Source organism: Halomonas sp. DN3 (genome assembly GCF_024137905.1).
GTDB classification, from domain to species: domain Bacteria; phylum Pseudomonadota; class Gammaproteobacteria; order Pseudomonadales; family Halomonadaceae; genus Halomonas; species Halomonas litopenaei.
Genome location: NZ_CP099965.1, coordinates 3,796,048 through 3,814,156 on the forward strand (window position 1 = coordinate 3,796,048; position 18,109 = coordinate 3,814,156).

General features: G+C 65.6%; 14 protein-coding genes and 2 tRNA genes. 4 read left to right on the forward strand and 12 right to left on the reverse strand.

Features of this window, described 5'->3' with window-relative positions; all coding sequences use genetic code 11:
- Positions 1 to 53 precede the first annotated feature (53 nt).
- The 3 genes from NKF27_RS16340 to dapA are packed head-to-tail and all read right to left on the reverse strand — an operon-like array spanning position 54 to position 2,761.
- Positions 54 to 851 (reverse strand): MBL fold metallo-hydrolase, encoded by a 798-nt coding sequence (locus NKF27_RS16340; RefSeq protein WP_045992002.1) that lies wholly within the window; start codon positions 849 to 851, stop codon positions 54 to 56.
- A complete protein-coding gene (locus NKF27_RS16345) occupies positions 851 to 1,816 on the reverse strand; it encodes a lipoprotein-34 (RefSeq protein ID WP_162816537.1) in 966 nt (321 codons plus the stop codon). Before NKF27_RS16345 ends, NKF27_RS16340 begins: the two co-directional genes overlap by 1 nt.
- Positions 1,817 to 1,876: 60 nt before the next feature.
- On the reverse strand, positions 1,877 to 2,761 hold the full coding sequence (gene dapA, locus NKF27_RS16350) for a 4-hydroxy-tetrahydrodipicolinate synthase (protein ID WP_045992000.1): 885 nt from the start codon (positions 2,759 to 2,761) through the stop codon (positions 1,877 to 1,879).
- A gap of 213 nt (positions 2,762 to 2,974) precedes the next feature.
- Between dapA and NKF27_RS16355 the strand changes: the two genes are divergently transcribed.
- A complete protein-coding gene (locus NKF27_RS16355) occupies positions 2,975 to 3,451 on the forward strand; it encodes a peroxiredoxin (RefSeq protein ID WP_253553280.1) in 477 nt (158 codons plus the stop codon).
- A 94-nt stretch (positions 3,452 to 3,545) separates the two neighbouring features.
- Here NKF27_RS16355 and NKF27_RS16360 read toward each other — a convergent pair whose 3' ends face one another.
- Both NKF27_RS16360 and NKF27_RS16365 read right to left on the reverse strand, forming a co-directional pair.
- Entirely contained in the window at positions 3,546 to 4,667 is a 1,122-nt protein-coding gene (locus NKF27_RS16360) for an AI-2E family transporter (protein WP_253553282.1), read from the reverse strand.
- Positions 4,664 to 4,906, reverse strand: coding sequence for a sulfurtransferase TusA family protein (locus NKF27_RS16365; protein ID WP_045991997.1), 243 nt, complete (start codon positions 4,904 to 4,906; stop codon positions 4,664 to 4,666). The genes NKF27_RS16360 and NKF27_RS16365 overlap by 4 nt, the downstream gene beginning before the upstream one ends.
- 147 nt (positions 4,907 to 5,053) lie before the next feature.
- Between NKF27_RS16365 and NKF27_RS16370 the strand changes: the two genes are divergently transcribed.
- Positions 5,054 to 6,616: a M48 family metalloprotease gene (locus NKF27_RS16370; RefSeq protein ID WP_239452522.1), complete on the forward strand. Its 1,563-nt coding sequence runs from the start codon at positions 5,054 to 5,056 to the stop codon at positions 6,614 to 6,616.
- Between the two features lie 198 nt (positions 6,617 to 6,814).
- Here the strand turns inward: NKF27_RS16370 and nadA are convergent, their stop codons facing one another.
- The 7 genes from nadA to NKF27_RS16405 all read right to left on the reverse strand — a co-directional run bounded on the left by nadA (position 6,815) and on the right by NKF27_RS16405 (position 13,620).
- The gene (nadA, locus tag NKF27_RS16375) at positions 6,815 to 7,843 is read right to left on the reverse strand and encodes a quinolinate synthase NadA (protein ID WP_045992009.1); all 1,029 of its coding nucleotides are present in this window, start codon (positions 7,841 to 7,843) and stop codon (positions 6,815 to 6,817) included.
- A 482-nt stretch (positions 7,844 to 8,325) separates the two neighbouring features.
- Positions 8,326 to 8,401, reverse strand: a tRNA-Lys gene (locus tag NKF27_RS16380).
- A gap of 41 nt (positions 8,402 to 8,442) precedes the next feature.
- Positions 8,443 to 8,518 (reverse strand) — tRNA-Lys (locus tag NKF27_RS16385).
- A 69-nt stretch (positions 8,519 to 8,587) separates the two neighbouring features.
- Entirely contained in the window at positions 8,588 to 9,457 is an 870-nt protein-coding gene (rluB, locus tag NKF27_RS16390; protein WP_045991996.1) for a 23S rRNA pseudouridine(2605) synthase RluB, read from the reverse strand.
- Positions 9,454 to 10,446, reverse strand: coding sequence for an SMC-Scp complex subunit ScpB (gene scpB, locus NKF27_RS16395; RefSeq protein WP_253553285.1), 993 nt, complete (start codon positions 10,444 to 10,446; stop codon positions 9,454 to 9,456). The genes rluB and scpB overlap by 4 nt, the downstream gene beginning before the upstream one ends.
- The gene (locus NKF27_RS16400; RefSeq protein ID WP_253553288.1) at positions 10,443 to 11,615 is read right to left on the reverse strand and encodes a ScpA family protein; all 1,173 of its coding nucleotides are present in this window, start codon (positions 11,613 to 11,615) and stop codon (positions 10,443 to 10,445) included. The genes scpB and NKF27_RS16400 overlap by 4 nt, the downstream gene beginning before the upstream one ends.
- Before the next feature lie 163 nt (positions 11,616 to 11,778).
- The gene (locus tag NKF27_RS16405; protein ID WP_253553291.1) at positions 11,779 to 13,620 is read right to left on the reverse strand and encodes a DEAD/DEAH box helicase; all 1,842 of its coding nucleotides are present in this window, start codon (positions 13,618 to 13,620) and stop codon (positions 11,779 to 11,781) included.
- Between the two features lie 229 nt (positions 13,621 to 13,849).
- Here NKF27_RS16405 and NKF27_RS16410 point away from each other — a divergent pair, with 229 nt between their 5' ends.
- Both NKF27_RS16410 and NKF27_RS16415 read left to right on the forward strand, forming a co-directional pair.
- Positions 13,850 to 14,971: an efflux RND transporter periplasmic adaptor subunit gene (locus NKF27_RS16410; protein ID WP_253553294.1), complete on the forward strand. Its 1,122-nt coding sequence runs from the start codon at positions 13,850 to 13,852 to the stop codon at positions 14,969 to 14,971.
- Between the two features lie 3 nt (positions 14,972 to 14,974).
- Positions 14,975 to 18,046: an efflux RND transporter permease subunit gene (locus NKF27_RS16415; protein WP_253553297.1), complete on the forward strand. Its 3,072-nt coding sequence runs from the start codon at positions 14,975 to 14,977 to the stop codon at positions 18,044 to 18,046.
- Positions 18,047 to 18,109: the final 63 nt, after the last annotated feature.

Sequence of the window (18,109 nt, forward strand, 5' to 3'; positions counted from 1 at the left end):
TGCCTCCACAGGCAAATCAAAAAAAGGGGTTCAAGCAGGACCAGGGTCCTGAATCAGTGAATCGCTTGCCAATCCAGGCCGTCATCCTGGGCAGCCACGGTCAGGCGGGTCTCGTCGCCATCCAGCAGAGGCGTCAATGCCTCCAGAGCGAGTTCGGGGCGGTTATTATGCTCCGACAGGTGGGAGCAGACGATACGCTGCAGCCGATCCAGCCCCAGTTCGGTCAACAGCGCCGCAGCCTGGCCATTGGCCAGGTGCCCCCAACGTCCGCCGACACGGCGCTTGAGACTGGGCGGATAGGGGCCTTCAGCCAGCATGCGCACGTCATGATTGCACTCGAGCACGAGGGCATCGCAGCCACGGAAGGCCTGGCGCACGTGTTCGCTGGGGTGGCCCAGGTCGGTCAGCAGCCCCAGCTTCCTGTCACCTGCGGCGATACGAAACTGCACCGGCTCGCGGGCGTCGTGGGGCACCGTGATGGCGTCGACGTCGAGTCCCTTGATGGCAAAACGCGACTGAGGGGTGATCCAGTGGGTCCTGGGCAGTCGGCCGAGCTTGCCGGACAGCCAGGTGCCCGGGGTCAGGTGTACCGGCAGGTCATAGCGACGGGCCAGGGGGCCGATGCCACGCACATGGTCGCCATGCTCGTGGGTGACCAGCAAGGCATCGAGCTGACGCGGATGTACACCCAGCCGCGCCAGCCGGCGTTCTGCCTCCTTGAGACCGAAACCGCAGTCCACCAGCAACATCGACTCGCCGTCGCTGACCAGGGTGGCGTTGCCCTTGCTTCCGCTACCCAGGGAGGCGAAACGCAAGCCTCCCCGGGAACCATTGGCATGCCCGACGCTCATCAGCGCAGCAAGCCCTCCATGCGCTGCAGCAGCTCACGCTGGTCATCGCCGGAAAGCGGCTCGTCGTCGGCGCTACGTGCCTCCATCAGGGTTTCCTGCCCCTGGGGCGACAACCTGAGCTCGATGCGTTGCATCGACTCAAGCAGATCCATCGAGGTCAAGGAGTCGATGAAGCCACGGGTACGCTCGCTCTCGGTGATGTAGTCGATCACGAAGCGCTTGCCGCTTTCATCCACGGAGACCAGCTCGCGGCGATCTTCCATCTCGAAGTTGTTCTCGAGCTGGAAGGCGAGCTCGGCGTAAGCCCGCTCGATGTCGAAGGGCATCACCATCACCCAGTCATCGCCGCGAGGCTCGAAGCGAACGCTGTCGGCTTCGGGGGCCTGCTGGGCCGACGCCGAGGCGATGCTGGCCGAGGCGCTACGCGCTTCAAAGTGACGCTGCAGGGAGTTCAGGCACAGCCGGTTGAGCTGGCCCGCGGTATCACAGCGAACCTCACTGGTGCCCGACCGGAGGCCCTGGCGCAGTACCAGGCTGGCGTCGGAGGTCTCGATGACACCGCTGGCGCTGTCGCTGCGGGTGATCTCCAGCCCGCGCTGTTCGACGAAGCGCTCGAGCTCCGGCCATACCACCGCAGGCGCGGCCCCTACCACCAGCCAGCGATCGGCGTCGGTCTCGCGCACCGCCACGTCACCGGCGGCCACCGCGGTGCTGGCAGACAGCGTCTGGGGCAAGGGCGCGGCGAAGTCCCCCTCGCGGGCGTAGAAGTCCCCGCGGGCCTGAGGCACCGGCATGATATCGCGATAGCGGCTCTGGTCGCGGCTGCCGGGGAGGGTCAGCGGAGCCGCCTGACGGGCGCCCGCGTAATCCTCGTTGCGATCGTGATAGTGACCGTCCTTGGCACAGCCGGCCAGGGTCAGGGCCGCGATCATCGCCAGCGGCAGTCCTTTAAGCGCAGAATTCATGCATCCACCTTGATTGAAAATTGGGTCCACGACATCACGACCGGAGGCACGGTTCAGGCGTCAGTCCTCGATCAGTCCTGCCAGCTGCAGGGCTTCGCTGATGGTGGAGTGATACTTCTCGCTCAGCCAGGTCAACGGCAGGCGGATGCCGGGCTCGATGATACCCATGCGGTTGAGCGCCCACTTGACGGGGATAGGATTGGCCTCGATGCCCAGGTTGGTATGCAGGGGCAGAAGCCGGGTGTTGATCTGGTGGGCCTTGTCGCTTTCGCCGGCCACGGCGGCGGCGCACAACTCGTGCATCGCCTTCGGCGCCACATTGGCGGTCACCGAGATATCGCCATGACCACCCATCAGCATGAAGTCGCAGGCGGTGGCGTCATCGCCGGAGTAGAGCATGAAGTCGCTGCCCTTGAGGCGTTCGATCAGGTCCTCGGCGCGCTCCAGATTGCCGGTGGCATCCTTGAGGCCGATGATGTTGTCGACCTCGGCCAGACGCAGCACGGTCTCGTTGTAGATATCCGAACAGGTACGCCCCGGCACGTTGTACAGGATCACCGGCAGATCACTGGTCTCGGCGATTACCTTGAAATGCTGATACAAACCTTCCTGGGTCGGCTTGTTGTAGTAAGGCGCCACGGTCAGGCAGTAGTCGGCCCCCACTTCCTTGGCGTAGCGGGTCAGCTCCACCGCCTCGGTGGTGTTGTTGGAGCCGGTGCCGGCGATGACGGGAATGCGGCCATTGACCTCTTCGACCACGCTGCGAATCACGTCGAAGTGCTCGGCGAAGGTCATGGTGGTGGGCTCACCGGTGGTACCCGCCGCCACGATGGCGTCTGTGCCATTGTCGAGGTGGAAATTCACCAGTTTGCGCAACACTTCCCAGTCGATATCGCCGTTGGCCTTCATCGGTGTCGCCAAGGCGACAATACTGCCCGTGATCATCCTCGTTGTTCCTCTGTTGTCTGCCCTCCCGCGACCCTGACGATGGCGGTCGGGGTGAACGAATGTGGCCAAGGGGGTCGCGACCCGGGGAAGCGTGGTCGTGACCAGAGCACAAATGGTACTCAGGCGGCCATATCCTGTACAGCCGCGTCTTTACATGAAGAGCGTCATTGCGTGTAATCGGACGCCTATTTTTGCGATTCTGGAGCCACCATGACAGTGTCCATCGGCGAGCCGGTCCCCGACTTCAGCGCCAGCGCCACCGGCGACAACACCATCACCCTGTCGCAACTGCGCGGTCGCCAGGTGGTGATCTACTTCTACCCCAAGGCCAGCACCCCCGGCTGTACCACCGAGGGCGGCGACTTTCGTGACCACAAGGCAGACTTCGACGACGCCAACACCGTGGTCATCGGCGTCTCCCGTGACGGCATCCGCGCCCAGGAAAACTTCAAGGCCAAGCAGGGCTTCAATTTCGAGCTGATATCAGACAAGGACGAAGCCGTGTGTGGTCTGTTCGACGTCATCAAGCTCAAGAAGCTCTACGGCAAGGAGCACCTGGGTATCGAGCGCAGCACCTTCCTGATCGACAGCGAAGGTCGCCTGGCCAGGGAGTGGCGCAAGGTCAAGGTCAAGGGCCACGTGGAAGAAGTGCTGGAAGCCGCCCGCGAACTGCACGCCCAGGCCTGACACGCCGGCCCACGGATGCAAGCCTCGTCCTCCCCGGCAAAGAACGAATGCCCGGCCATTGGCCGGGCATTGTGTTTCGCCTCGAGAGCAGGGCTCAGCCGTCGGTGCCGGTCCCCGTACCTGCATCAGAGTGGGGCGGCAACCTTGCCATGCTGCGCTCCTTGATCCCGCGAGGCCAGGCGTAGACCAGCGCCTTCAACAGGGTCGCCAGCGGGATCGCGAAGAACACCCCCCAGAAGCCCCAGACGCCGCCGAAGAACAGCACCGCCAGGATGATCGACACCGGGTGTAGATTGACCGCCTCGGAGAACAGCACCGGCACCAGCACGTTGCCATCCAGCGCCTGGATCACGCCGTAGGCGACGATCACATAGAGAAACTGATCCCCCAGTCCAAAGTGAAAGCCCGCTACTGCCGCCACCGGCAGTGTCGCCACCGCGGCGCCGATGTAGGGCACCAGCACCGAAAAACCCACCAGTACCGCCAGCAGCGCCGAATAGGGAAGGCCAAAGAAGGCGAAGGTGAAGAAGGTCACGCTACCGACGATGACGATCTCGGTGGCCTTGCCGCGCACATAGTTGGCGATCTGGCAGTCCATCTCCTTCCACACCCGGGTCATCAGGTCACGCTTGGCCGGCAAAAGCGACACGGTAAAGCCCACCAGACGGTCACGGTCCTTGAGCATGAACAGCACCAGGATCGGCACCAGCACCAGGTAGATGATAAGTCCCAGCACATTGCCGAGCGACGCCAGCGACAGCGTCAGCGCACGCTGGCTCAATTGGGTCGCCTCGCGGCTGAGCACGGCGATCCAGTCCTGGACCAGGTCCGGAGTGATCAGCTGGGGGTAGCTCATCTGCAGGTCATCCAGCATCTGCTGGCCGGCAGCAAACATCCGCGGCGCTTCCTGGATCAGACTGGCGAGCTGGTTCCAGATCAACGGCAGCAGGATCAGCGCCAACGCCAGCAGCACCCCGACAAAGGCCAGAAAGACCGTCATGACCGCCACCAGGTGTGGCACCTTGCGTCGCGTCAGGGCGTTGACCGCGCCCTGCAGCAGAAAGGCCACCACCAGCGCGGTGAGAAAGGGCGCCAGCATCTGGCCGAGCCAGATCACCACCGCCAGCCCCACCACCAGCAACACCAGCAGCAGCACCGCCTCTTCATCGGAGAAGTAGTGATCGACCCAGCCGCGAAATACGCTACGCAGACTCATGCATCACCCGCCTTGCGCAACCAGTAGACATAGACCTTGTCGCGTTCTTCGCGCCCTTCCAGCACGTGGGCGCTGTGCTCGGCAAAGCTTTCGAAGTCTCGCCAGGAACCGGCGTCGGTGGCCCTGACCTCCAGCACCTGCCCAGGCGACAGGCGCGACAGCGCCTGCTTCGCCTTGAGCAGCGGCAGCGGACACGGAAGTCCGCACGCATCTAGCACATCGTCAGGTTGCACTGCCATGATCTCTCCCGAGAGAATGCGATATCGGATCGCTGCACATCGCAGCGCCGTTGCCCCGAGGGGCGAGCCCTTGCGATTTAAAGGCACTTTTCCGGCTGAATCAATGTCCCAAGGCAACCCCCTCCAACGCTATCGACGAGGATTTCGATGCCCAAGCGCACGCTGTTTGCCGTCACCGCTCGCCCCGCGCGGGCACGCCGTCAGGCATCGCCTTGGCATCGTGGCCGCTGGCGCCCGATGCCGGGCCTGGCCCTGGCGTCGACGCTTGCGTTGAGCCTGAACGCCACCACAGTCCAGGCCCAGTATCTGGACCAGGGCACCCTGCTCGATCAGCCGAGGGAGCTGAACCTGCCCTCGCTGATGTCCACCGGCAGCAACGCCATCAGCGGCGAGGAAACCCGCCTTGGACGTGCCTGGCTACGCCAGTTTCGCGCCCACGTGCCGGAATGGCGCGACCCATTGGCCCAGCACTATGTGGAGACGCTGGTCGGCCGCCTGGTGCCCTACAGCGACCTGGGAGGCATCAACACCACCATCACCCTGGTCGACAACAAGACCCTGAACGCCTTCGCCGTCCCCGGCGGCGTGGTCGGCGTCAACACCGGCCTGTTCGCCTTCGCCGACCAGGAGGCCGAGGTGGCCTCGGTACTGGCCCACGAGCTGGGCCACCTGTCACAGCGCCACTACGCCCGTAGCAAGGCACGCGCCGAGCAGACCCAGGTGCCTGCCATGGCCACCATGCTGGCGGGCCTGATCCTGGCCGCCAGCGGCGCCGGTGACGCCGGCATCGCGGCCCTGGCCGGCAGCCAGGCGGCGATGATCCAGGACCAGCTTCGCTACTCGCGTCGCTACGAGGAAGAGGCCGACCGCATCGGCCTGCAGGCCATGGCCAGCGCCGGCTACGAGCCCCAGGCGATGGTCGACATGTTTCGCTCCATGCAACGTCTGATGAGCCTCCAGGGCGGCACTCCGCCGGAATTCCTGCTGACCCACCCGATCACCGAATCACGCATCAGCGACACCCAGGCCAGGGTCAACCAGACCCGGGTGACGGGCTCGGCACCGGATGAACTGCAGTACCAGTTCATCCGTGCCCGGGCACTGCTGGCGATCCACGAGCGTGCGCCCGGCCAGGCGATGACGGTGATGCGCCAGGACCAGGCGCCGGCGGACGCCCAGCGCTATCTGCAGGCGCTGATCGACGCCCGGGCCGGCCAGACCGGCTCGGCACTGAATACGCTCGACGGCCTGGCACGGGCCCACCCGGATACCGCCCTGCTGCCCGCCAGCGCCGTCCAGGTGGCGCTGGAAGGCGGGCGCGTCGACGAGGCCATCGAGCGTGCCCGGCGTCAGTTGCGCCTGATGCCAGGCTACCCACCGACCAGCCAGCTGCTGGGCGAGGCGCTCTTGCAGCGCGACCCCGACGCGGCCTACCGGGAACTCCACGAACTGGCCCAGCGCCGTCCCGAGGACCCCACCGTGTTCGGGCTGCTGGCGGAAGCCGCCGGGCGCAGTGGCCGCGAAGCCTGGGGCCATCTGGCCAGAGCCGAGCAACTGCAGCTGACCGGTGAGATCGATCGCGCCATTCGCCAGCTGGAGGTCGCCGAGGCGATGGCCGAGCGCGAAGGCGACCTCAACGCCAGGTCAAGCATTCAGCGTCGTCGAGACGCCTTCCTCGACTACCGCCGGACCATGGAGAAATTCCGCTGAGCAGGAAGCTCCGCTGAACCCGACAGCGACGGACGCGGCGACGACACCGTGCTCAGGCGACACAGTGCTCGGGCGACGCAGCGCTCAGCCCCGCCAGCCCACAGACGACTCGGCCCATGAACAAAAGCGCCCACGAGACTCTCTCGTGGGCGTGGGCTCGTGGGCGCGGGGTGTCACCAGGAAAAGTGACGGCTGGCCTCAGGCCTGAAACTCCAGCATACGCGTCAGCGGCTTCAGCGCCTGGGTCCGCAGGGCGTCGCTGACCTGGATTTCACCGCTGCCCTCTCGCAGCGCGGCGGCCAGATTGTCCAGGGCATTCATCGCCATCCACGGGCAGTGGGCGCAGCTTCGACAGGTCGCGCCATTGCCCGCCGTCGGGGCCTCGAACAGGGTCTTGTCGGGCACCGCCTGCTGCATCTTGAAGAAGATGCCGCGATCGGTGGCGACGATCAGCTGCTCGTTGGGCAGCTCCTTGGCCGCCTTGATCAACTGGGAGGTGGAACCGGCGACGTCGGCCAGACTGACCACCGCTTCGGGCGACTCCGGGTGCACCAGTACGGCAGCGTCCGGATAGACCGACTTGAGGTCCTCGACCCCCTTGGCCTTGAACTCCTCGTGGACGATGCAGGCGCCGTCCCACAGCAGCATGTCGGCGCCGGTCTGCTTCTGGATGTAGCCGCCCAGGTGCTTGTCCGGGGCCCACAGGATCTTCTCGCCCCTGGCCTTGAGGTGCTCGATGACGTCCACCGCGATGGAGGAGGTAACGACCCAGTCGGCACGCGCCTTGACCGCCGCCGAGGTGTTGGCATAGACCACCACGGTGCGATCCGGATGGGCGTCGCAGAAGGCCGCGAACTCGTCCTCCGGGCAACCCACGTCCAGCGAGCAGGTGGCCTCCAGAGTCGGCATCAGCACGCGCTTTTCCGGTGACAGGATCTTGGCGGTCTCGCCCATGAAGCGCACGCCGGCGACCACCAGCGTATCGGCCTCGTGGCGTGCACCGAAGCGCGCCATCTCCAGCGAATCGGCGACACAGCCGCCGGTCTCTTCGGCCAGCTGCTGGATAGCGTCATCGGTGTAGTAGTGCGCCACCAGTACGGCATTGTGAGCCTTGAGCAGGCGCTTGATCTCTTCGACGCGCGCAGCGTCTTCCGAGGGAATACGGGTAGGGCAGTACGGGCGCGCGAGATGCTCTCTGATCTCGGCGCGAGAAGTCATGATCGTCATCGTGTCTACCACTGTGATCGACAGGGGATCCCCCTGCTGATGGGACAGTGCCGCGAACGCTCCGTTCGGCGACACGCCAGGAGAACCCTCGAGCGTGGAGCCCGGCGCCGATAGCGCCAGCGGCGACTCCTGATGCGGCGCTGGAAAGGCGTCACTGCCGCTCCAGACCCGCTGCCGGTGGTTCTCTCCCTCGCCCATGCGTCTATCGCAGCGGCGAGTCACTTGACAGTTTAACGCAGGCGGACGGTTATGCCGAGTCTCCACGCATGGCATCGGCGCAAGATTGCGCCTGCGGCATACCTGTTCTCGACTCCCTGCCGACACGATGGCATCGGCTCGACGCCGTCGGCGCGGCGTACTCGCGCCGCTTGAGGAACGCTCTGTTCAGGCTGACAGCGCCGTCGTGGCTGCGGCGGCGGCTCCAACCGCGGACTGCGCACACGAAAAACGGCCCCCGCTGCAAGCAGCGAGGGCCGTGAATCTGGTGGGTCGTGTAGGATTCGAACCTACGACCAATTGGTTAAAAGCCAACTGCTCTACCAACTGAGCTAACGACCCGATCATGACAGGACATCGTCCTGACCATGCACAGGTTCGGATGGTGGGTCGTGTAGGATTCGAACCTACGACCAATTGGTTAAAAGCCAACTGCTCTACCAACTGAGCTAACGACCCTTCCGAACGGGTGCAGATATTACGGATATGCCCCTTTCGACGCAAGTGTTTTTTTCGATTACCGTATCTTTAGCGCTTCTTGTCGCCGCGATCCGGCTTGCCGCCACGCTTCATCGTGTGCACCGGGCGACGCTTGTTCTTGTCGCGGCTCCAGCGATTCTTCTCGTCCGGCGTCAACTCAGGCACCTTGCGCGATTCGAGTCCCGCCAGTCCGGCCAGGTCGTCGACCTCGTCCTGAGAAAGCTCGGTCCACTCGCCGGCCTTGGCCCGCTTGTCGAGGAAGATGTTGCCGTAGCGGACCCGCTTGAGGCGACTGACGGTCAGCCCCTGGGACTCCCACAGACGCCTGACCTCGCGGTTGCGGCCTTCCATGATGACCACGTGGAACCAGGTGTTGATGCCCTCGCCACCGAACTCCTGGACGTCGCTGAAGCGTGCCGGGCCATCCTCGAGCATCACCCCTTCGACCATGGCCACCACGTGCTCGCGCTTGACCTCCCCCATGACTCGCACCGCGTATTCGCGCTCGATCTCGGTGGAAGGATGCATCAACCGATTGGCCAGCTCGCCGTCGGTGGTGAACAGCAACAGCCCGCTGGTGTTGATGTCCAGGCGGCCAATCGCGATCCAGCGCTCGCCCTTGAGGCGCGGCAGGCGGTCGAATACCGTACGCCGCCCCTCTGGATCCTTGCGCGTGCACAGCTCGCCCTCGGGCTTGTTGTACATGATCACCCGCCTTGGCACCTCGTCGGCGGCGCGCAGGGTGATCGGTCGGTCATCGAAACTGACCCGGTCACGGGCCTCCACTCGGTCGCCCAGGGTCGCCACGCTGCCGTTGACCTTGACCCGGCCATCGGCGATGGCGGCCTCCATCTCCCGGCGGGATCCCAGGCCGGCACGCGCCAGCACCTTCTGCAGTTTTTCGCTGGTGGTCGTCATTCGTCGTTCTCACTCTCTGTGGGTTCCACCCCCGAGGCAGCGTCATCATCGACGCGGCCCCGGGCGCGTTCGGACAGCCTGGCTTCCAGATCGGCAAAGCTCAGGCGAGCCCGTTCTGACGCCATCCCGGCGTGCTCGTCGTCGGCCGTCCCGGCCGTCGGTTCATTGACGTCGGGCGCTTGGCCCGCCGTCGTCTCGGCTTCCTCGCGGGAAGCCGTCACTTCATCCTTATCGGGCGATGATGCCTCGCCTTCCTCGGTCTCGCCTCTTTCGCTGCCAGCTTCAGCGCTGCCAACTTCAGCGCTTCCATCTTCAGCGCTTCCATCTTCAGTGGGTTCACCCTCGGCAGTTTCACCCTCGGCGGTCTCACCATCGTCGTCCAGCGGCTCGTCGGCCTGGGCCAGCAGCGCCGAGGGCGGAGGCGGTGGCTCGTCCTCTGTGTCGAACTGTTCGAACTGCTTGAGCTCGTGCATCGGCGGCAGCTCGTCGAGGGTCTTGAGCCCGAAATCGTCGAGAAAGCCACGGGTGGTGGCGAACACCGCCGGTCGTCCCGGCACGTCTCGGTGCCCGACCACGCGAATCCAGCCACGATCGAGCAGGGTGCGCATGATCGAGCCGCTCACCGTGACCCCGCGGACCTCCTCGATATCGCCCCGGGTCACCGGCTGACGATAGGCGATCAGCGCCAGCGTCTCCAGCAGCGCCCGGGAATAGCGCTGGGGGCGTTCGTCCCACAACCGGGCGACCCAGTTGGCCAGCCGCGGGCGAATGCGCAGCTGGTACCCGGAGGCGGTCTCGATCAGCTCCATGGCGCCTCTGAGGTGACGCTCGGACAATCGCTCCAGCGCTTCCTTGAGCGCCCGTCGCGGCGGGCGCTCGTGTTCATCGAACAGCTGTTCCAGGCGGTCCAGCGCCAGCGGTTGGCCGGCGGCCAGCAGCGCCGCCTCTACGATGTCGTCCAACGCATCGGGCGTCTCCATCACGCTCATGCGGGCTCATCTCCCTGTGTCTTGTCAACCGACTGACCGATACGCCTATCCGGTTCACCAGCATCATCGAAGGCTCTGTCGTCGCCCGCCTCGTCGTCAACAGCGCTGTCCTCGGCGGCACTATCGTCCAAGGCATCATCAAAGGCATCATCAGAGGCATCGCCGAAGGTATCGCCGAAGGTTTCGTCGTCGAAGGCGCTCTCGCCCTCGTCCTCGAGCCCTTCGTACGGATCTTCGTCGCCGTCCTCGGCCAACCGCGCCCTGACATGGATCGGCGACATCGGCGCATTCTGGACGATTTCGATCATCGCCTCCTTGGCCAGTTCCAGGATCGCCATGAAGGTCACCACCACCCCGGCCCTGCCCTCATCAAGCGAGAACAACGCCTCGAAGGGGGTGTAGTGCTCATGGGTCAGGCGCTCCATGATCGCCAGCATGCGCTCCCGGGTCGACAGCACTTCACTTTCGATCTGGTGGGCCTGGTTGAGTTCGGCCCGGCGCAGAATGCCGGCCAGTGCGCCAAGCAATTCATCGAGCTCGACGTCCGGATGGATGATCCGGGCCTCCACCGGGGGCAGCGCCGCCCGGGCCGGAAACCAGTCACGTCCAACCCGGGGCAACTCCGCCAGGGCCTCGGCGGCGAGCTTGAGCCGCTCGTACTCCTGCAGGCGGCGAATCAGCTCGGCGCGGGGGTCTTCGTCCTCGTCACCGTCCTCGCTCCTGGGCGGGCGCGGCAACAGGGTGCGCGACTTGATCTCGGCCAGCATCGCCGCCATCAGCAGGTACTCGCCGGCCAGTTCGATTTCCATGGCCTTCATCAGTTCCACGTACTCGATGTACTGGTGGGTGATGGCGGCCACATTGATCGACAGGATATCCAGATTCTGCCGGCGAATCAGATAGAGCAGCAGGTCAAGCGGTCCCTCGAAGGTCTCGAGAAAGACCCTGAGCGCCTCCGGGGGAATGTACAGATCCTCGGGCAGCTCGGTGATCGGCTCATCGAACAGGCGTCCCAGCACCTGGGCGTGGGCTTCGACCTCGGCGTGAGGGGCCGCACCGGCCTGGGCCTGAGCCTGGGCATCGAAATCGCCCTCGGTGTCAGGCCGAGCCGCTGCACCTTCCTCGTCAGTCCCACCCTGGGGTTGTTGTGTCGTCGGCGAGTCGCTCACGCGTGGGGGACCTGGGTTGCCATGGTAGTGGTTACGATGAACAAGGGAGGATGCGGCCGCTTGGACCGAGGCGCCACCAATCCCCCAGTCTATCAAGCTCCGCGCGATCTGGCTAAATCAGCGAGGCCCAGTCGGCGCTTCAGGCGGCACTTCAGGCGGCACTTCAGTCGGCGCTGTCGGCGGTGCGATAGCGGCCGCGGTAGTCGAACAGCTTTTCACGCACCTGCCAGTGACGCCCCACCTTGCGCCCGACCACGAAATCCGGGGCCCTGAGCCTTTGCTGCTCGCGACATACCTGATCGGGTGACGTCGGCGACCAGGGCACACCGGGCGCCCGGGCGTGATCACGCAGAAACACCGCCTCGAAGGCCCGCCGCTGGGCGGGCGTCTCCAGTGCGAACCACTCGGCCAGGGTGGCGCCATCCTCATCATGGTAGGTGACCTTGAGCCGCGGCAGCCCCCGCCCATTGACGGTGGACTCGAGCAGCATGCCGCTGACCCGCAGTACCCTGGCGTCCTTGAGCTTCAAGGCCTCGCGCAGCTTGTCGTCGGCGTCCACCAGCAGCGTCTGGCAACCGTGGCAGCGTCGGGCGGCGATATCGTTCTCGGCGCCACAGTCGCCGCAGGTCTTGAAGCGAAAACGAAAGTCGCATTGGCGCGCCCCTGGCTCGGCGGCGGCCAGCGCCCTGCCTTCGGCGTCGACCAGGCCCTGGCAGCGACGGCCGAAGTGTTCGATCACCAGCTCGCCATCGCGCTTGCCCCAGAACAGGTTGGCGTGGCCACACAGCGGACAGGGCACCTGCACCGGCTCGCTGTCGCTGTCCGGTCGCGGGCTGCCCACCTCCGGCGCATACAGGTCCCAGGGATTGCCGGCGTAGTCGAGGATCAGACAGTCGCGCTTGCCGGGCGAGAGCCTGAGCCCCCGCCCGACGATCTGCTGGTACAGGCCGACGGACTCGGTGGGCCTGAGGATCGCGATCAGGTCCACATGGGGCGCATCGAAGCCGGTGGTCAGCACCGAGACGTTGACCAGGTACTTGAGCCGTTTCGCCTTGAAGTCCTCGATCAGCCGGGTGCGCTCGTCGCTGTCGGTATCGCCGGTGATCAGTGCCGAGGCCTGTGCCGGCAGATAGCCGAGGATCTCCTCGGCGTGGGCCACGCTTGCCGCAAACAGCATGACCCCCTCGCGCTGCCGCGCCCGCTCGATCACCTCGGCGATGATGCCCGGCGTGGCCCGGTGCCCGGCCACCACGCGATTGAGCTCTTCCTCGCGATATAGCCCACCGGTCCCCGGCGACAGTTGCGAGAAGTCGTAGCGGGCCACCGCCGCATCCACCTTGAGCGGGCTTGCCAGGTAGCCCTGGCGCACCATCAGCCGCAGCGGCTGCTCGAACACGCAGTCGCCAAAGAAGCTGTCCGCGTCACCGCGCACCATGCCGTGGTGGTGGCGGTGGTAGATGAAGCCCTGGCCCAGCCGATACGGAGTCGCGGTCAATCCCAGCACCTTGAGCGAGGGATTGCGAGAACGCAGATGGTCGATGACCCGCCGATAGGAGGAGTCCGCGTCCAGCGATACCCGGTGACACTCGTCGATCACCAGCAGGGTGAAGGGGCCATGGGCGTTCTGCTCGTCGCTTACCGCGTCCAGGTGGCGAACCACCGACTGCACCGAGCCGAACACCACCTGGCGAGCGCTCTCCTTGCGCCCGAGTCCGGCGCTGAAGATGTCCGCCTCGAGGCCGTAGGCCAGGTACTTGGCATGATTCTGCTCGACCAGCTCACGCACGTGGGCCAGCACCAGCACCCGCCCTCGGGCCAGGCGGGCCAGTTCGGCGATGACCAGTGACTTGCCGCTGCCGGTGGGCAACACCACCACCGCGGGCTCATCGGACTGACGAAAGTGCCCGATGACGCGTTTCACCGCCTCACGCTGATAGGGCCGCAGCTCTGGCCCTGCGGAGGCGGGAGGCGACGATGGCGGGAGCCGGGACTCGGTCTGGGGCATGACGACGCCTTTCCTCTGCAGGGTTCGGCAAATATTGATCCAGGGCACATCAGCGTGCACTCGGCGCCAGTAGCATAGGCGCCTGCGCGTCGAACCGACGCACTCTACGCCAAGCGCTCGATGCTCCACAACAGGGCCTGCCCCTCCCCCACCCTCCGGGCAGCCCTGGGGCACCGGCCTCGGCGAGTCACGCCGCACGTCAAGCGGCTCCGTCTTCAAGGACTCAGCCATGTCGCTTCGCCAACTCTGTCAGATGGCCTCCCTGCTCGTCTTTGCCGGTCTGCCCCTGCTGCAGGGCTGCTCCGAGGGAGATCCGCCCTTGGCCAAGCAGGTCACCCGCCCGGTCAAGCTGCTCACCCTGGACGAGATGGGCAATCGCTCCCTGACTCGCTACCCCGGTGTGGTCGAGGCCTCCGAACGCACCGACCTGGCCTTTCGCATCGGCGGGGAACTCAAGGAATTGAACGTCCAGGCCGGCCAGGCGGTGACCAGTGGCGAGCGTATCGCCCTGCTCGACGACCGCGACGCCCGCAACGCCTTGTCCAACGCCCAGTCGAGCTACGACCTGGCGCTGGCGACCTACCGCCGCATGCAGATATCGCTGGAAAAAGGCGCCATCAGCCGTGCCGCCTTCGATGAAGCTCGGGCGGCCTTCCTGTCGGCCCAGGCCCAGTTCGACCTGGCCAAGGACCAGCTCGGCTACACCGAGCTGAAGGCACCCTTCGACGGCGTCATCGCCAGTGTGCCGGTGGACAATTTCCAGGTGGTGGCCCCCCAGCAGACCATCGCGGTGCTGCAGCAGCCCGGCAATATCGACGTGACCTTCGACCTGCCCGAACAGCAGATCCGCCAGCTCGATCTGGAACGCGTGCGTGCCGCCCTCGAGAAGGCCGACAGCGTCGCCTGGGTGCGCTTCGGCGATGACGAGCGTCGTTTCCCCGCGCGCTACAAGGAGCACGATACCCGCGCCTCCAGCGGCACCCTCAGCTACACCGTCACCCTGACCCTGCCGACGCCGGACGACGTCTACGTGCTGGCCGGCATGAGCGCCGTGGTATCGATGGACCTCAACGCCCTGACCGGCGAAAGCGACGGCCTGTGGCGGGTGCCGCTGGGCACCATGGTCACCCTGGAGGACGACCCCGAGGCCACGGTGGTGTGGCGCTATATCGCCGACGACGAAGCCTCGGGCAAGGTGGAAGCGGTACCGGTACAGGTCCGCACCGCCAGCGACGACGGCATCTTCATCGCCGGCGACCTGGCGGCCGGCGACCGACTGGTCGGCGCCGGCGCTCATCTGATGCGCCAAGGTCTTCGCGTCACCGCCTGGACCCAGGAAGAGGGGCTCTAGGTCATGGTCGGCTATTTTCTGCGCAACAAGACCATCAGCTGGATGGTCACGATCCTGCTGTCGGTGGGCGGTATCGTCTCCTTTCTGGGCCTGGGCCAGCTGGAGTTTCCCGACTTCACCATCCGCATGGCGCTGGTCAGCACCGCCTACCCCGGCGCCAGCCCGCAGCAGGTCGAGGAAGAAGTGACGCTGCGCCTGGAAAAGGCGATCCAGGAGATCCCCAACCTCAAGCGGGTCAGCTCGGTGAACAGCGCCGGGCTCTCCCAGATCACGGTGGAGCTCGACACCGACGTCCAGGGCACTGCCCTGCCCCAGTACTGGGACCTGCTTCGGCGCAAGATCGGCGACGCCCAGGCGGGCCTGCCCCCCGGCACCTCGGAGTCGCTGGTGGTGGACGACTTCAGCGACGTCTACGGTCTGCTGTTCAATCTATCCGGCGATGACTACAGCCTTTACGACTTGAAGAATCAGGCCGACTTCCTGCAGCGCGAACTGCGCCTGATCGAGGGCGTCAAGAAGGTGGTGATCGCCGGTGATCGCCCGGAGCAGGTGACCATCTCGCTCAACCGCGAGCGCATGCAGGCTCTGAACATTCCCCCGGATGCGCTGATCGGCCTGCTCAACGCCCAGAACGCGGTGGCCGACGCCGGCAGCGTGCGTCGACACGGCAAGATCATCTCGTTGCAGCCCAGCGGTGAATTCAGAAGCGTCGAGGCGCTGGAGGACCTGATCGTCGGTCGCCCCGGCGCCAACCCGGTGCACCTGGGCGACATCGCCACGGTGACGCGCGCGCTCACCGACCGTCCCGGCCAGCTCTACCATGCTGACGGCAAGCCGGCGATCTCGCTTGGCCTGTCGTTCGTGTCCGGGGTCAACGTGGTCAAGGTCGGCGAGGCGGTGGACGCCCGCCTGGCCGAACTGGAATCCCGCCTGCCGCTGGGCATGCAGCTGACTCCGGTCTACCACCAGCCCCAGGTGGTCAAGGAGGCGGTGTCCGGCTTTGTCATCAACCTGATGGAGTCGGTGGGCATCGTCATCGTGGTGCTGCTGGTGTTCATGGGCCTGCGCTCCGGCCTTCTGATGGGGCTGATCCTGTCGATCACCATCCTCGGCACGCTGATGCTGATGGCCGCCCACGGCCTGCAGTTGCAGAAGGTCTCGCTGGGGGCCCTGATCATTGCCCTGGGCATGCTGGTGGACAACGCCATCGTGGTCACCGAAGGCATGCTGATCGGCCTTGGCAAGGGCAAGAGCAAGCTCGAGGCAGCCAAGGAGGTGGCCGGCCAGAACTGGCTGCCACTGCTCGGCGCCACCGCCATCGCCATCACCGCCTTCGCCCCCATCGGCCTGTCGCCGGACGCCACCGGCGAACTGGTGGGCTCGCTGTTCTGGGTGCTGTTCTATTCGCTGCTGCTGAGCTGGATCACCGCCCTGACGCTGACCCCCTTCTTCTTCGACATCTTCTTCAAGGATCGTGAGATCGGCGACGGCGACAGTCACGAGGATCCCTACAAGGGAGTGATCTTCCAGCTGTTCGGCTGGCTGGTCGACAAGGGCATTCGCTTTCGCTGGCTGACCATCGCGGTCTGCGTGGGCCTTCTGGTCGGTGCCTTCGCGCTGTCCTCCAACATCAAGAACGCCTTCTTCCCGGATTCCACCACACCGCTGTTCTTCGTCGATGTGTGGATGCCGGAGGGCACCGACATTCTCGAGAGCGAGCGGGTGGCCTCGCGCCTGGAGGCCCAGGTGGCGAAGATGGACCAGGTCACCCACGTGACCAGCGTGATCGGCGGCGGCGCCCAGCGCTTCACCCTGACCTACTCGCCCGAGGACCGCTATCCGAGCTACAGCCAGCTGATTGTCGAGACCGAGGATCTCGACAGCCGGGCCAGGCGCATGGCCGAGATCATCACCCTGCTGCGCGATGACTACCCCGAGGTGCAGTACAAGGTCCAGGCGCTGCAGGTCGGCCCTTCGGCCAAGGCCAGCCTGGAGGCGCGCCTGTACGGCCCGGACCCGGATACCCTGCGCAAGCTCGCCACCGAGGTCAGCGAGGTGTTCCGCGCCGATCCCTTCGTCGACAGTATCCGCCTGTCCTGGGGAAATCGGGTCGAGGAGCTGACGCCTGAGTTTCTCGAGCAGCAGGCGCGGCGCGTCGGCGTCACCCGCCAGGCGCTGCACCAGGCGTTGCTGATCCACAACGACGGCCAGATGGCCGGCGTCTACCGCGAGGGCTCCGACCTGATCCCCATCGTGCTGCGCGATGAACGGCAAGAGCGCTACGGCCTCAACGACATCGCCAGCCTCAACGTCTGGAGCGCCGAGCAGCAGACCTACATCAGCGCCGGCAGTGTGCTGGGGCCGCTCGAGACCCAGCTGCATGATCCGCTGATCAAGCGTCGCGATCGTCAGCGCATGCTGGCGGTCTACGCCGAGCCGCTACCGCTGTCCGGCGAGACGGCGGCCAACATCCTTGCGCGGCTCAAGCCCCAGATCGAGGCCATCGATCTCCCCGAGGGCTACCACCTGGGCTGGGGCGGCGAGGACGAGACCTCGCGTGACGCCAAGAAGGCGCTGTTCAAGCTGTTGCCGCTGGGCATCCTCGGCATGTTCATCCTGACCATGCTGCTGTTCGGCAACCTGCGCCAGTCGCTGGCGATCTGGGCCATCGTGCCCTTGACCGTGATCGGTATCGTCGGCGGTCTACTGACCTTCAACGCCCCCTTCACCTTCATGGCGCTGCTCGGCACCCTGAGCCTGGTGGGCATGGTGCTCAAGAACGCCATCGTGCTGGTCGAGGAGATCAAGATCCAGATGCCGCTGTACGAGGCGCCCTTCGATGCGGTGATGGCCGCCGCCATCAGCCGGGTACGGCCGGTGTCCATGGCGGCGATCACCACAATGCTGGGCATGATCCCGCTGTTCGGCGACGCCTTCTTCGCCTCCATGGCGGTGGTCATCGTGTTCGGTCTGGGTGCGGCCACCCTGCTGACCCTGGTGATCCTGCCGGTGATCTACGCCACCCTGTTCCGTATCCATCCTCCGTCGCCAGTCGAGGGGGCTACCGGAACCTGACCCCTATCGGAAGGTGACTGCAAGACAAGGCCCTCGCGGGCGATACCCGCGAGGGCCTTGTCG

Excerpts from the sequence above, each read along its gene's own strand:
- NKF27_RS16340 (WP_045992002.1), bottom strand. The coding sequence starts at position 851 with ATGAGCGTCGGGCATGCCAATGGTTCCCGGGGAGGCTTGCGTTTCGCC.
- NKF27_RS16405 (WP_253553291.1), bottom strand. The coding sequence starts at position 13,620 with ATGCCCCAGACCGAGTCCCGGCTCCCGCCATCGTCGCCTCCCGCCTCC.
- NKF27_RS16360 (WP_253553282.1), bottom strand. The coding sequence starts at position 4,667 with ATGAGTCTGCGTAGCGTATTTCGCGGCTGGGTCGATCACTACTTCTCC.
- scpB (WP_253553285.1), bottom strand. The coding sequence starts at position 10,446 with ATGAGCGTGATGGAGACGCCCGATGCGTTGGACGACATCGTAGAGGCG.
- NKF27_RS16370 (WP_239452522.1), top strand. The coding sequence starts at position 5,054 with ATGCCCAAGCGCACGCTGTTTGCCGTCACCGCTCGCCCCGCGCGGGCA.
- dapA (WP_045992000.1), bottom strand. The coding sequence starts at position 2,761 with ATGATCACGGGCAGTATTGTCGCCTTGGCGACACCGATGAAGGCCAAC.
- NKF27_RS16345 (WP_162816537.1), bottom strand. The coding sequence starts at position 1,816 with ATGAATTCTGCGCTTAAAGGACTGCCGCTGGCGATGATCGCGGCCCTG.
- NKF27_RS16365 (WP_045991997.1), bottom strand. The coding sequence starts at position 4,906 with ATGGCAGTGCAACCTGACGATGTGCTAGATGCGTGCGGACTTCCGTGT.
- NKF27_RS16355 (WP_253553280.1), top strand. The coding sequence starts at position 2,975 with ATGACAGTGTCCATCGGCGAGCCGGTCCCCGACTTCAGCGCCAGCGCC.
- NKF27_RS16415 (WP_253553297.1), top strand. The coding sequence starts at position 14,975 with ATGGTCGGCTATTTTCTGCGCAACAAGACCATCAGCTGGATGGTCACG.
- nadA (WP_045992009.1), bottom strand. The coding sequence starts at position 7,843 with ATGACGATCATGACTTCTCGCGCCGAGATCAGAGAGCATCTCGCGCGC.
- rluB (WP_045991996.1), bottom strand. The coding sequence starts at position 9,457 with ATGACGACCACCAGCGAAAAACTGCAGAAGGTGCTGGCGCGTGCCGGC.
- NKF27_RS16410 (WP_253553294.1), top strand. The coding sequence starts at position 13,850 with ATGTCGCTTCGCCAACTCTGTCAGATGGCCTCCCTGCTCGTCTTTGCC.